The organism is Streptomyces sp. NPDC058001, assembly GCF_042886315.1.
In the GTDB taxonomy this organism is placed as follows: Bacteria; Actinomycetota; Actinomycetes; order Streptomycetales; family Streptomycetaceae; genus Streptomyces.
Genome location: NZ_JBHVQT010000017.1, coordinates 41,798 through 54,906 on the forward strand (window position 1 = coordinate 41,798; position 13,109 = coordinate 54,906).

Here is a 13,109-nt window from a genome sequence, read left to right on the forward strand (position 1 = left end):
AGGCGACCGCGACGGCAACTGGCCTACTCCGACCGCTTCACCCTACTGCGGCCGACGATCACGGTGCGCCCGCACCACCCCCCACCGCGGCATCCCCGCCGGAGGCGTCCGGCGGGTTCTCGCGCGGCATCAGCGAGGCGAAGTCCCCGGTGTCCCCGAGGCGTACGAGGAAGGGGCGCACGCGCGTGTAGTGGATGACGGTGACGGAGCACGGTTCCACGGACACCCGCTGGAACAGGTCGAGGTGCAGTCCGAGCGCGTCGGCGACGAGCGCCTTGATGATGTCGCCGTGCGAGCACATCAGATACGTGGCGTCGGCGCCGTGCTCGTCGGCCACGCGCGCGTTCCACTCGCGTACCGCCTCGGCGGCGCGGGTGGCCATCGCGCGCATCGACTCACCGCCGGGGAAGGCGGCGGCGGACGGGTGCTGCTGGACGACCTGCATCAGCGGCTCGTCGTTCAGCTCGGCGAGCTTGCGGCCCGACCAGTCGCCGTAGTCGCATTCGCCGATCCGGTCGTCGGTGTGCACCGGGAGGCCGGGCCGGGCCGTGAGGAGCGGCGCGAGGGTCTCCTGGCAGCGTTGCAGAGGGCTGGTGACGACCTGCGCGACGGGCACGCCGTCGAGCCGGGCGGGCAGCGCGGCGGCCTGGGCGGCGCCCCGCTCGTCCAGGGCGACGCCGGGCGTCCACCCGGCGAGCAGGCCCGCGGTGTTGGCGGTGGAGCGTCCGTGCCGGACGAGGATCAGCGTGGGCATGACGCCCAGGGTAGGCGGCGGCGGGGGGTGTGCCGTCGGCGGGCTTGCTCCGGCGGAAAGTGTGCCGTCGGCGGGCTTCGGGAACACGTCGCTGCGTGATTGTCGACAGTGCCATCTACCGGGACGGGCGCAGGACCGACGGGCCCGCCGACTTCTCCGACGCCCTGTCCGAGGCGCGTGCCACCGGTGACGCGTTTCTCTGGCTCGGGCTGCACGAGCCGACGCACGCCGAGTTCGAGCACGTCAGGGAGGAGTTCGGGCTGCATCCGCTGGCGGTCGAGGACGCCCTGAACGCGCACCAGCGGCCGAAGCTGGAGGTCTACGACGACTCACTGTTCGTGGTGCTCAAGCCGGTGGTGTACGAGCCGGAGGGCGACACGGTGTCCTCCGGCGAGGTGATGCTCTTCCTGGGCGACTCCTTCGTGGTGACCGTCCGGCACGGCGAGGGGGCGCCGCTCGGGGTGGTGCGTGACCGGCTGGAGGCGGAGCCCGGGCTGCTGAAGAACGGCCCCACCGCCGCCCTGTACGCGATCTCGGACGCGGTGGTGGATCACTACCTGGACGTGGCCACGGAGCTGCAGACGGACCTGGAGGAGCTGGAGGCGGAGGTGTTCTCGCCCGACGGCGGCGGCTCCGTGACCACGGCGTCGCGGATCTACACCTTCAAGCGGCAGATCCTGGCGTTCCGCCGGGCGACGGTGCCGCTGGCCGCGCCGCTGGGGCGGCTCGCGGGGCTGGGGCCCTTCGAGACGCCGGTGCCGTTCGTGAACGACACCGCGCGGCCGTTCTTCCGCGATGTCAGCGACCATCTGAGCCGGGTCAACGAATCGGTCGAGGGCCTCGACCGGCTGGTGTCGGACATCCTGGCGGCGCATCTCGCGCAGATCAGCGTCCGGCAGAACGACGACATGCGGAAGATCTCCGGGTGGGCAGCCATGGCCGCCGTCCCCACGATGATCGCGGGGATCTACGGCATGAACTTCGACCACATGCCCGAACTGCACTGGGTGGTGTCGTATCCGGCGGTCATCCTGCTGATGGTGGTCCTGGAGATCGGCCTGTACCGCCTCTTCAAGCGGAACGGCTGGCTCTGAGGAGTGCCGTGCCCCACGCGCGCGGGCTCACGCGCATCGTGGAGGTCACGCGAATCGGGGGGTCACGCGAATTCGGCCGCCGTCAGCGCCGGGCCGCCCAGCGCGTCGCGCCGCTCGGGCATCCGCAGGGACACCATCCGCCGCCATCCGACGGCCCGCTCGTACGCGTACACCGCGTGGATGCCGGCCGCGAGCAGCGCGGACTTGGCCCGGGGCCAGCCCAGGAGGCGTCCCATGTGGTCCATCACGGCGAGGCTGACATTGCGGTAGATCCGGATCTCGGCGAGCGCGCAGGTCCGCAGGGTCCGCTGGATGGTCCGCCCGTGCCCGGCGTACGCGAGGCGCAGTAGTTCCTCGTGGCAGTACGCGAGGTGGTTGTCCTCGTCCTGGGAGATCATCTTGACCGCGCGGCCGATGTCCGGGTGGTCGGCGAAGTACCTGTGGAGCAGGTCCATCTGCTCCGACGCACGCTGTTCGGTGACCCGGCTGTGCGCGAGGTACGTGACGATGTCCGGCACCCCGAGCTGCTGCTCGCGCCTCAGCCGGCCGTGGGCGAGCCCGATGCCGTGCTGTTCCAGGAGCATCGTGTAGTCGGTCTCGTGGGGGACGTCCACAGGGGTGAGGCCACGCTTCTTCATCAGTGCGCGGAAGATGCGTCCGTGCTTGTCCTCGTCGGCGCCATGCCGGGCCACCTTGGGGGCCAGTTCCCGCTCGCTCTCGGGGACGAGCGCCGCGATACGGCCGTTCTCCCAGCCGCCCTGGGACTCGCCGCTCGCCGCGATGGAACAGAACAGCCGGAACGCCTCGTCGTCGTGGAGGATCTCCTCGAACAGGCTCTTTGCCGAAAGCATCACTGCCACCTCCCTGCGGTGTCCCGCAAGGACCGAGTCAAATGCGCGTCACGGGGGACGGCAACAGCACTGTGCGCGCGCTCCGCCAAATGAACGAAGCGCCGCGCGCGTGAGGAGGCGTGACCGCGCGGGCGCCGGCGCGTTGTTCTGCGTGACGGCCGTGGCGGGGAAGACCCCCGAGCCCCCACCACGGCCGCGGAAACCCCCCGCGCACCCGCCGACTCCCCGCGCGCTCGCTCAGGCGAGGCCCGCACGCTCCAGGGCGTCGGAGCCCGCCCGCAGGGACGCGATCCGGTCGTCAAGCGTCAGGCCCGCAGGGGCCAGTGTGAGCGTGGTGACCCCGGCCGCCGCGTACGCCTTCATCCGGTCCGCGATGCGGTCCACCGAGCCGAGCAGCGTCGTCGAGTCGATCAGCTCGTGCGGTACGGCGGCGGCGGCGCCGTTCTTGTCGCCGTCCAGGTACTTGTCCTGGATCTCGGCGGCCTCCCGCTCATAGCCCATGCGCTGCGCCAGCTGGTTGTAGAAGTTCTGCTTGCGGCTGCCCATACCGCCGACGTACAGGGCGGTGTACGGGCGGAACATGTCGGCGAGCGCGGGGACGTCCTTGTCGTCGCCGAGGGCCAGCGGCAGCGTCGGGACGACGTCGAAGCCCTCCAGCGTCTTGCCGGCCTTCTCGCGGCCCGCGCGGAGGTGGCGCAGCGCGGTCTCCTCCAGGTGCTCGGCGGCCGGGAAGATCAGCAGGGCGCCGTCGGCGATCTCACCGGTCTGCTCCAGGTTCTTCGGGCCGATCGCGGCGATGTACAGCGGGATGTGCTCGCGCTCCGGGTGCACGGTCAGCTTCAGCGGCTTGCCGGGGCCGCCGGGCAGCGGCAGCGTCCAGTGCGCACCGTCGTACGAGAGGCGCTCGCGGGTCATGGCCTTGCGGATGATCTCGACGTACTCACGCGTGCGGGCGAGTGGCTTGTCGAACCGGACGCCGTACCAGCCCTCGGAGACCTGCGGGCCCGAGACGCCGATGCCGAGGCGGAACCGGCCACCGGAGAGCGAGTCGAGGGTCGCGGCGGTCATCGCGGTCATCGCGGGCTGACGCGCCGGGATCTGGAAGATGGCGGAACCGATGTCGATGCGCTCGGTCTGCGCGGCGACCCAGGACAGCACGGTCGCGGCGTCGGAGCCGTATGCCTCGGCGGCCCAGCAGACCGCGTAGCCGAGCCGGTCGGCCTCCTTGGCGACGGCGAGATTGTCCGCGTCCATCCCGGCGCCCCAGTAGCCGAGGTTGATCCCGAGCTGCATGGCCGATCCCCTTACTCGTCAGTAACGTCCCTGTGCGCCAGACCCTAGCGCGCTCCCGCCGGATCCGTCAGGGCGGGAACGGCGCCACCCGTGCAGGGGGTTCCCGCACGGGTTCGGCGTGGGTTGTCCACAGGCCCCGCGCCCTTGGTCATCCGGCCAGTAATCTCAGCGCCCATGGAGCAGAGGCATCTCGGCCGTACCGGCCTGCGTGTGTCCCGGATCGGGCTCGGCACCCTCACCTGGGGCCGCGACACCGACGAGAACGACGCCGCGGACCTGTTGAAGGTCTTCTGGGAAGCGGGCGGCAGCCTCATCGACACGGCCGATGTGTACGGCGGCGGCGAGGCGGAGTATCTGCTGGGACGGCTCATAGAACGCCTCGTGCCGCGCCGTGACCTGGTCATCGCGACCAAGGCGGGCAGCGTGCCGGACCCGGACCGCAGGTTCGACGGCTCACGCGGCCATCTGCTGAGCGCGCTCGACGCCTCACTCGCCCGGCTCGGCACGGACCACGTCGACCTCTGGCAGCTGCACGCCTTCGACCTGGCGACCCCGCTGGACGAGACGCTCCAGGCCCTCGACATCGCGATCAGCAGCGGACGCGCGCGGTATGCGGGCGTGTCCAACTTCTGCGGCTGGCAGCTCGCGAAGGCGGCCACCTGGCAGCTCGCCGGAACCGGTGTGCGCTCCCCGCTCGCCAGTACGCAGATGGAGTACTCGCTGCTCCAGCGGGGCATCGAGCGCGAGGTGTTGCCCGCCGCGCTGGACCTCGGTGTCGGACTGCTGCCGTCGTCGCCGCTGGGACGCGGGGTGCTGACCGGCAAGTACCGGCACGCCACGCCTGCCGACTCGCGGGGCGCGTCCGAGCACATGGCGCCGTTCGTGGCGCCGTATCTGGACGACGCGGCGAGCCGGATCGTGGACGCCGTGGCGACCGCGGCCGACGGTCTCGCGGCGACCCCGCTCCAGGTGGCCCTGGCGTGGGTGCGCGACCGGCCCGGTGTCGTGGCCCCGATCGTGGGCGCGCGCACCGCGCAGCAGCTCACGGCCGCGTTGTCAGTGGAGAGCCTTAGTCTTCCTGACGAGATCTGCGGTGCGCTCGACGATGTGTCGGCGCCCGTGCACCACTACCCCGACCAGGACTGGAGCACGCTGTGAGTACGGAGTCCGCTGCCGCTGAGGGACCGGAGCCGACCGGCCCGGGGGCCGAGGGGGCCGACGCGTCCGGCGAGTTCGAGAAGACCGAGGGGACGGCGAAGCCGGCAGGAGCGGAAGGGGCGCAGGAGAGCGCGGAGGTCACAGGAGCCGAGGAGACCGAGGGGGACGACACGGCTGCCGGGGCTGCCGACGGGTCCGAAGGCGCCGCTGCGGAAGGCGCCGGTGACGCGGGCGCGGCCGGTGGTGAAGTGTCCGAGGCCGAGGCCGAGTTGGCCGCCCAGCGGGAGATGCTGGAGCGGATCGAGAAGCGGAAGGCCGAGAAGAAGGGCCCCATCGACAGCGGCGCCAAACTGAGTGGCACGGCCGCCGATCTGCTGGCTGCCGTCCGCGCCGTCGAGAGCGGCGAGAAGCCCGCGGCCAGTTTCGCCGAGCCCACGGCCGCCCCGCGCAGGCCCGCCCCGGCGCCCGCGCCCGCGCCGAGGCCCGTCGCGGCGGCACACGCCGGCGCCGCCGCCCCCGTACCGGAGGCGGTCGACGCGGTGCGGGCCGTGCTGGCGGCGGGCGGTGCCCCCGAGGCGCTGGCCGAGCCGACCGCCGCGACGCTCGGCGAGGAAGCGGAAGACCTGGTGCGCGAGGACCCCTGGCAGTTGCTGCGGGTGCCGGGGGTGCGGCCCGAGCAGGCCGACGGGTTCGCCCGCGCGCTGCTCGGCCCCGAGTGCGGCCCGGACGACGAGCGGCGCGGCCGTGCCCTCACGGTCTGGCTCCTGGAACAGGCCGCGCTCACCGGACACACGGCGCTGGAGGCGACCGCACTCGCGTCCGCGCTCACCCGGCGTTCGGTGCCCGACCCCGAGGCGGCCGTGCAGAGCGCCGTCGCGGAGGGCGAAGTGCTGGTGTTCCAGGACGCGTTGGATTCCGAACCGGGCGCGCCTGCCACGAGTCAGGGCGCCGCACCAAACACCGGAGCGGCGGCCGAAGGTACGGAGGAGACGGGCGGGGCGGACGAGACGGATGAGACGGAGCCGGAGCGTCCGGTACGGGTCCTGGTCGGTCTGGAGCGTTACGCGCTGGCGGAGGAGAGCCTGGCCGACGGCCTCGCGCGCGTGGTCAACTCGCTGTCCAAGGAGAGCGGTTCGGAGACCGCGGACTGGGAGTCGGCGGCCTCCGCTTCCGGTTCCGGTACGGGATCGGGGTCCGGCTCACGCGGGGGTTCCGGTTCGGCCGCCGAGCTGATCCGGGCCTGCGGCGCGCACGGGCTGGTGCTGCACACCGGCGGCGAGGCGTCCCGCGCCGAGCCCGCCGCGCTGGTCACGGCGGCACGCGGCCTCGGCCTGCGGGTCCTCGCGGCCACGCACACGGCGGACGGCAGGCGACGCTTCGCGGCCCTCCTGGAGGCCGCGTCCGGGGCGGCGGAGGGTTCCGTTTCCGGCTCCGTACCGGCCGATGTGGTCGCCACCGTGCCGGGGCTGCTGTCGGGCGCCGAGGGACCGGGCCGGGACGCCGAAGGCGCGCTCCTGACCGATCTGCTCGTGGTCCTCGACGCGCCCCAACTGGACGTCGAGACCGCCGCGATGCTCGTCGAGTCGCTGCCGGACGGCGCGCGCCTCGTGCTGAGCGGCGACCCGGCGGTGCTCTGGTCGGCGGGCCCGGGGCGGGTCTTCGCCGATCTGCTCGCGGCCCGCGTCTGCCCCCAGATCGCCTCCCGCACCCCGGACCCCGGGCCCATCGGCGAGCTGGTCTCGGGCATCGGGATCGGCGAACTGAACCAGGTCGCGGCCCCCGGCAAAGAGGTCGTGATCGTCCCCGTGCGGGACGCGGGCGAGGCGGTCCACCGCACGGTCCAGCTCGTCGCGGACTCGGTCCCGAGGGCCATCGGCGTACCCCCCGAGCACACCCAGGTGATCACCCCGGGGCACGGGGGCGCGGCGGGCACGCGCGCGTTGAACGCGGCGCTGAAGGAGCGGCTGAACCCGGGTCCGGGCCGGTTCGGCGGCTTCGACCCGGGTGACCGGGTCGCGTATGCCCCGGCGCCGGGCCGCGCGGTTCCGGGGCGGGTCGTGAAGGCCGACGCGGACGGCCTGCATCTGGAGTGCGACGGCGGGCCCGTCGTCGTACCGAAGGAGCGGGTCGAGCAGTCGGTGCGGCAGGGGTGGGCGCTCACCGCGCATCAGGCGGTGGGGCAGCGGTGGCCCGCCGTGGTCGTGGTGCTGCCCGGTGACGCGGCGCAGGTGCTGACCAGGCCCTGGGTGTACACCGCCTTCGGGCGCGGTGAGCGGCATCTGTCCGTGGTGCACGGCGTCGAGCAGGCGCTGCCGCGCGCGGTGGCGGAGGCCCTGCCGGCACCGCGGGTGACGCGGCTGCCGGTGCTGCTGCGGACGCAGGTACCGCCGACGACGCCGTAGCGCGCGGACAGCGGACCGTACAGCGCACGAGGTGCCCGTACCCCTGGGGGTACGGGCACCTCGTGTGTCACCGGCACGGCCGGCGGCGGGGGTCAGCGGTCGGCGTCGAGGCGCTCCAGGCCCTCGTCGTCGGCCTCGATGTCGGCCTCGGAGTCGATGCCCGCGTCGAGGTCTCCGCGCAGGCGCGGGTCGGCATCGGTGTCGAGATCGGCGTCGAGATCCGTGTCCAGGTCGTCGTCGGACTCGTCGTCGAAGACCGCGCTGACGTCGAAGCGGCACACCACATGCTGCGGGTCGGCCTGCTCGAAGGGGTTCTCCAGCCACTCCCCCGGCTCGGCGGGCTCGTCGGCCGCGGTCACCCACAGCGTCGAGTCGCCCTCCTCCAGACCGAACTCCTTGTGTCGCGAGGCGATCTCGTCCGGCTCGAACTCGCCGAAGAGGACACCGAGCGCCCCGTGCACGGTGGAGCCCGCGGCGTCGGACGGGCCCGCCCCCTCGGCCTCGGCCGCCTCCACGCGCTGTGCCTGTGCCAGCAGCCGCTGCGGCTCCACCACCGCGTAGTCGCGGCGGATCAGCACGCTGAGCGCGTTCGGCTCCTCGGGTCCCGTGTAAGGCGGCAGCGCGTCCTCGGTGCCCGGGATCTCGAAGGGGGTGACCTCGTCGTAGCGGTCGTAGAGGAGTTCGTCGTACTCCTCGGCCGCGACAGCCAGCTCATTGAACGCCTCGTAGACGGCCGTGTCGTCCTCACCCGACCTCAGCTCGACCGCCGCAAGGTGGCGGTCGAGCGCGGCCTTGACCGCCTCGGCGGCGGCGCGTACCTCGGCAGCCGTGGGCTGCGCAGCATCAGACATAGTGCAGACGCTATCCGTACCGGGCCGGTGCCCGCACAATAGATGCGATGCCGGAATACGAATTTGTCGACGTGTACGTCCCGCGCGGAGTGTCCCGCAAGGACACGACGCGCCTGCTGACCGACCATGCGGAGTACGGACACTGGGAGTTGGACCGTCTCAGACTGGATCCAGACGGCAGCCGCAGGGTGCGACTGCGCCGGCGGATCATCCGCCAGGCACGCGCCACCTGGTGACGGAAAGAGGCTGAAACGGATCGGGCCCCGCGGTGCGGGGCCCCTCCGTTTTCACCGACGGTGACCGCGCGCGTGCGTCACGCGAGCATCACGCGTCACGCCTGCGCGCGGGCCTTGCGGTAGAGCACCGCGCCCCCGAGCAGCGCGCCCGCGGCGAGCGGCACGGCGGCGCCGAGCGGGAGACCGCTGCCGGTGTGCGCGAGCTGGTCGGTGGCCTGGGGCCGCGTGACGGTACGGGTGCCGGGGTGGTTCGGGGTGCCGGGCCCGGTGGGGGCGTGTCCGGCGGGCTTCTCGGGGGTGCCGGGCCCTCCGGGGGTGCCGGGCTCTCCAGGGTTGCCCGGTTCCCCAGGCTCACCGGGCTCTCCAGGGTGACCGGGTTCCCCCGGCTCTCCGGGCTTACCGGGCTTACCGGGCTTACCCGGCTCCCCAGGCTCCCCCGGCTTTCCGGGCTTCCCCGGAGGGTGGTGCCCCGTACCCCCGCCCCCGTTGCCGCACTCGTTGCCCGTGACCGCGTTGCCGAGGCCGACGACGCTGACGGTGTTGCCGCACACGTTCACCGGGACGTCGATCGGGACCTGTACGTGGTTGCCCGAGCCCACGCCGGGTGAGTCACTGGCGTGACCGCCCGTCTGGGAGCCGCCGGACGGCTTGTGGTGACCGCCGGAGGTGTTGGCGCATTTGTTGCCCATCGCCGGGTTGAGGAGCCCGACGACGTTGACCGTGTTGCCGCACGCGTTCACCGGGACGTGCACCGGGACCTGCACGGTGTTCCCGGACAGAACGCCGGGTGAGCCCGATGTCGCGCCCCTCGCACCGGAGTCCGCGTGGGCGTAACCACCGGTCACGGCGAGCACACCCGTCGCTGCCGCCACGGTGATCAGACCCTTGCGGGTGCCCTGTCGCAATGTCTTTCCCTGCCTTGTCGCCTAGTCGCCTTGTCGCTTCCGGATCACGTCCGGATCACGTCCGGATCGCTTCCGAATCACTTCCGGAAAGCGCACGCGCCTCGTCACGCGTACGCGGAGAACCGCGGGGAGAACCGGCGACCCCGGAGTGCATGGCACGCACTCCGGGGCCAGGACCAGAGCCTCACCGAGTGAGGCGCGGCGTCACTTGTTGACGCACGCGTTGCCGAAGGCGGGGTTCAGCAGCCCGATCACGGAAATCGTGTTGCCGCAGACGTTCACCGGCACGTGGATGGGCGCCTGGATGACGTTGCCCGAGAGCACACCGGGAGACTTCACGGCGGCACCCTGGGCACCGGCGTCGGCAGCGGCGATGCCCGCACCCGCGAGCACGAGTCCACCGGTGGCAACCGCTGCGGCGACGACCTTCTTGATCATTATTCCTCCTTGTTGGCAATGCGGTCCCAAACCTCGGACCGCACTACCTGTAACGAGGAAGGAGTAATGGAGCTACGAGCGTATGGTCGGATTCACCCTTTCAAGTCAACCCCGTACACACTGGCGATTATTGGAGTGTCGTTTCAGCTCACTATTCGGGGCAGGCGAGGGGCGTCCGCCCGTCAGGAGGCGTCGATGAAGCGGTCGAGGACCCGGACACCGAACTGGAGTCCGTCGACCGGCACCCGCTCGTCGACGCCGTGGAACATGCCCGCGAAGTCCAGCTCCGGCGGCAGCTTGAGCGGCGCGAAGCCGAAGCAGCGGATCCCGAGGTCGTCGAAGGACTTGGCGTCGGTGCCGCCGGAGAGCATGTAGGGCACGGCGCGTGCGATCGGGTCCTCGGCCTGGAGGGCGGTCTGCATGGCGTCCACGAGGTCGCCGTCGAAGCTGGTCTCCAGGGCCTTGTCCTCGTGTACGTCCTCCCGCTTGACGCGTGGTCCGAGGATGCGGTCGAGGTCGGCGAGGAACTCCTCCTCGTACCCCGGCAGGAAACGGCCGTCGACATGGGCGGTGGCCTCGCCGGGGATCACGTTCACCTTGTAGCCCGCGCCGAGCATCGTCGGGGCGGCCGAGTTGCGCAGGGTGGCGCCGACCATCTTGGCGATACCGCCGAGCTTGGCGAGCGTGGCCTCCATGTCCTCCGGGTCGAGCGGAGTACCGAGCGCGTCCGACAGTTCGTCCAGGAAGGACCGTACGGTCTTGGTGACGCGTACCGGCCACTGGTGGCGGCCGAGGCGCCCGACGGCCTCGCACAGCTCGGTGATCGCGTTGTCGTTGTTGGTCATGGAGCCGTGGCCCGCCGTGCCCTCGACGGAGAGCCGCATCCAGTGCATGCCCTTCTGCGCGGTCTCCACGAGGTATAGCCGCAGCTTCTCGTTGACCGTGAAGGAGAATCCGCCGACCTCGCCGATCGCCTCGGTGACGCCCTCGAACAGGTCCGGCTCCGTGTTGACCAGGTGCCGCGCCCCGTACAGACCGCCGGCCTCCTCGTCGGCGAGGAACGCGAGGACGATGTCCCGCGGGGGCTTGCGCCCGCTGCGCAGCCGGTCGCGGACGACCGCGAGGGTCATCGCGTCCATGTCCTTCATGTCGACGGCGCCCCGGCCCCACACACAGCCGTCGGCGATCTCGCCGGAGAACGGGTGGTGCGTCCAGTCCGCCGCGTTGGCCGGTACGACATCGGTGTGGCCGTGGATGAGGAGTGCGGGGCGGGAGGGGTCCTCGCCCTCGATCCGGGCGACCGTGGAGGCGCGGCCCGGATGGGACTCGAAGATCTTCGGCTCCAGGCCGACCTCGGCGAGCTTCTCGGCGATGTACTCGGCGGCCTTGCGCTCACCGGGTCCCGAGTGGTCGCCGTAGTTACTGGTGTCGATCTGGATCAGTTCGCGGCAGAGGTCGACGACCTCGTCCTCGCCGGAGACGGACCTGGAGACGGGCCCGGACTCGCCGGCCCTGCTCGACTCACTCACGTTGGTTTCCTCCCGCTGACGCCGCTGGTGGTTCCCCATATCCTCCCTCTCCGGCCGCCCGCGCCCAAGGCCGGTCCCGGCCCGTCATGCGCTGTTTACGCCCGGCGGGCGGGGTGATCAGGGCCGTCCGATTCTTTGCTATGGTTTCCCCGTCGCCGAGGGAGACCACGGCGCACCACCGGTCCGGGTGGCGGAATGGCAGACGCGCTAGCTTGAGGTGCTAGTGCCCTTTATCGGGCGTGGGGGTTCAAGTCCCCCCTCGGACACTTCGGGTGTTTCAACGGACACCCAGGTCAGATTCATACAGCTCCCAGCGCGATTCGTCCGCGCTGGGAGCTGTTTTGCGTGATCGGGATCTTGCTCGGTGCCGGTGTTCTGACGGGCGGTCAGCCGGACCCGGTGCGGGAGGGTCGTCAGCGCATATGGACGGCGCGGCGGCGGTGGGCCACCGTGCCCTCGCTGGATTCACCACCGGGCGGGATCACTACGACTGTTCACCGCGACGAGACACCTCCGGGGCCGGCCGGGCTGACCGCAGCCTTGCCTGGAGCCGGTACCCTCACCGGCGCCGAAGCGCACCACACTGCCTCCAACTCCTGGCGCCTGTCCGTCCAGGGAACCTGGTAGGTGACGAGCGGCCGGCGCAGAGAGATGAGGAGCGGCAGAACTGGCGCCGGTCCCCGAACTCCCACCCGTCATGGCTGGCAAGAAATCGTGCATGCCGATCGAACTCCGGTCGGCACCGTTTCCGTTTCCGTTGCCGGGTCGAGCCGCGCAGCGTACTCGGGCGTCACGGCTTCGGGAGTCGGTCCAGGTGCCGGTCGTGCAGGCGGCTGAGGAGGGTCAGGGAGACGATCGCGCCGATCAGGGCGCAGAACATGTCCCATTGGGTGTCCCAGACGTCCCCCTGAGTGGCCAGGAACGCGTCGGCCGCGTGTCCGCCCGAGACGGCCGCCAGCCACTCCAGGAGTTCGAAGACCGCACTGAAGGCGAGACAGGCGCACACGGTCAGCGGGGCCAGCCACCTGCTGCCGCGCAGCGGTGAGGTGCGGACGAGCATCTCCCGTACGAGGACGGCGGGGACGAATCCCTGCATGAGGTGGCCGAAGCGGTCATAGGGGTTGCGGTCGAGACCGAGCACGTCGCGCACCCAGTCCCCCACCGGCACCTCGGCGTACGTGTAGTGGCCGCCCACCAGGAGGACCAGGGCGTGCGCGGCCAGCAGGCAGCACAGCAGATCGCTCAGCGGGAACCGCTTGCGCAGCAGAACGGCGAGGGGCAGGCCCACCAGCACCCACACGGTCTCCAGCAGCCAGGTGGTCGGGTCCTTCGGATGCCACGCGGACAGGACGAGCCCCGCGACGACGACGGCACACAGGACGAGGGGAAGCCGACGGGCGCCTCGTACCCGCGCGGTGAGCGCGGGCGTCTGGACGGCGGGGGCGGGGGCGGACCGTGGCTCCGGGGCGGGCCGGGCGACGGACATGACGGACTGCTTCGATCGCATGTCCGCCATGGTGTCGGCGGCCCCGCCGCACGGACCTGAGTACCGGTACTCAATTCCCTTCGGGGGCATACCGGTTCGGCACCCGTCGTAC

Annotated in this window: 12 protein-coding genes and 1 tRNA gene; 5 read left to right on the plus strand and 8 right to left on the minus strand. The window is 71.7% G+C overall.

Going from position 1 to position 13,109, the window contains the following annotated elements; genetic code table 11:
* Positions 1–58 precede the first annotated feature (58 nt).
* On the minus strand, positions 59–754 hold the full coding sequence (locus tag ACFVT5_RS36185) for a histidine phosphatase family protein (protein WP_389897092.1): 696 nt from the start codon (positions 752–754) through the stop codon (positions 59–61).
* Between the two features lie 95 nt (positions 755–849).
* Here ACFVT5_RS36185 and corA point away from each other — a divergent pair, with 95 nt between their 5' ends.
* Positions 850–1,848 (plus strand): magnesium/cobalt transporter CorA, encoded by a 999-nt coding sequence (gene corA, locus ACFVT5_RS36190; protein WP_389897095.1) that lies wholly within the window; start codon positions 850–852, stop codon positions 1,846–1,848.
* Between the two features lie 62 nt (positions 1,849–1,910).
* Here corA and ACFVT5_RS36195 read toward each other — a convergent pair whose 3' ends face one another.
* Positions 1,911–2,699, minus strand: a complete 789-nt coding sequence (locus ACFVT5_RS36195; protein WP_389897098.1) for a ferritin-like domain-containing protein — start codon at positions 2,697–2,699, stop codon at positions 1,911–1,913.
* A 237-nt stretch (positions 2,700–2,936) separates the two neighbouring features.
* A complete protein-coding gene (locus ACFVT5_RS36200; RefSeq protein ID WP_389897100.1) occupies positions 2,937–3,992 on the minus strand; it encodes an LLM class F420-dependent oxidoreductase in 1,056 nt (351 codons plus the stop codon).
* A 174-nt stretch (positions 3,993–4,166) separates the two neighbouring features.
* On the opposite strand from ACFVT5_RS36200, the gene ACFVT5_RS36205 reads away from it, so the two are divergent.
* Both ACFVT5_RS36205 and ACFVT5_RS36210 read left to right on the plus strand, forming a co-directional pair.
* Complete coding sequence (locus ACFVT5_RS36205) at positions 4,167–5,150, plus strand: aldo/keto reductase (protein WP_389897102.1); 984 nt, start codon at positions 4,167–4,169, stop codon at positions 5,148–5,150.
* Positions 5,147–7,552: a helix-hairpin-helix domain-containing protein gene (locus ACFVT5_RS36210; RefSeq protein ID WP_389897105.1), complete on the plus strand. Its 2,406-nt coding sequence runs from the start codon at positions 5,147–5,149 to the stop codon at positions 7,550–7,552. Before ACFVT5_RS36205 ends, ACFVT5_RS36210 begins: the two co-directional genes overlap by 4 nt.
* Before the next feature lie 92 nt (positions 7,553–7,644).
* On the opposite strand, the gene ACFVT5_RS36215 is transcribed toward ACFVT5_RS36210, so the two are convergent.
* Complete coding sequence (locus ACFVT5_RS36215; protein ID WP_389897108.1) at positions 7,645–8,403, minus strand: hypothetical protein; 759 nt, start codon at positions 8,401–8,403, stop codon at positions 7,645–7,647.
* 47 nt (positions 8,404–8,450) lie between these two features.
* On the opposite strand from ACFVT5_RS36215, the gene ACFVT5_RS36220 reads away from it, so the two are divergent.
* Entirely contained in the window at positions 8,451–8,639 is a 189-nt protein-coding gene (locus tag ACFVT5_RS36220) for a DUF5703 family protein (protein ID WP_389897110.1), read from the plus strand.
* 95 nt (positions 8,640–8,734) lie between these two features.
* Here ACFVT5_RS36220 and ACFVT5_RS36225 read toward each other — a convergent pair whose 3' ends face one another.
* The 3 genes from ACFVT5_RS36225 to ACFVT5_RS36235 all read right to left on the minus strand — a co-directional run bounded on the left by ACFVT5_RS36225 (position 8,735) and on the right by ACFVT5_RS36235 (position 11,511).
* On the minus strand, positions 8,735–9,544 hold the full coding sequence (locus ACFVT5_RS36225; RefSeq protein ID WP_389897113.1) for a chaplin: 810 nt from the start codon (positions 9,542–9,544) through the stop codon (positions 8,735–8,737).
* A 204-nt stretch (positions 9,545–9,748) separates the two neighbouring features.
* On the minus strand, positions 9,749–9,982 hold the full coding sequence (gene chpH, locus ACFVT5_RS36230; RefSeq protein WP_389897116.1) for a chaplin ChpH: 234 nt from the start codon (positions 9,980–9,982) through the stop codon (positions 9,749–9,751).
* A 182-nt stretch (positions 9,983–10,164) separates the two neighbouring features.
* Positions 10,165–11,511, minus strand: a complete 1,347-nt coding sequence (locus ACFVT5_RS36235) for a M20/M25/M40 family metallo-hydrolase (protein ID WP_389897118.1) — start codon at positions 11,509–11,511, stop codon at positions 10,165–10,167.
* 181 nt (positions 11,512–11,692) lie between these two features.
* On the opposite strand from ACFVT5_RS36235, the gene ACFVT5_RS36240 reads away from it, so the two are divergent.
* Positions 11,693–11,777: transfer RNA gene (locus tag ACFVT5_RS36240), tRNA-Leu, on the plus strand.
* 524 nt (positions 11,778–12,301) lie between these two features.
* Here the strand turns inward: ACFVT5_RS36240 and ACFVT5_RS36245 are convergent.
* Complete coding sequence (locus ACFVT5_RS36245) at positions 12,302–12,997, minus strand: DUF2238 domain-containing protein (protein WP_389897435.1); 696 nt, start codon at positions 12,995–12,997, stop codon at positions 12,302–12,304.
* Between the last annotated feature and the right edge of the window lie 112 nt (positions 12,998–13,109).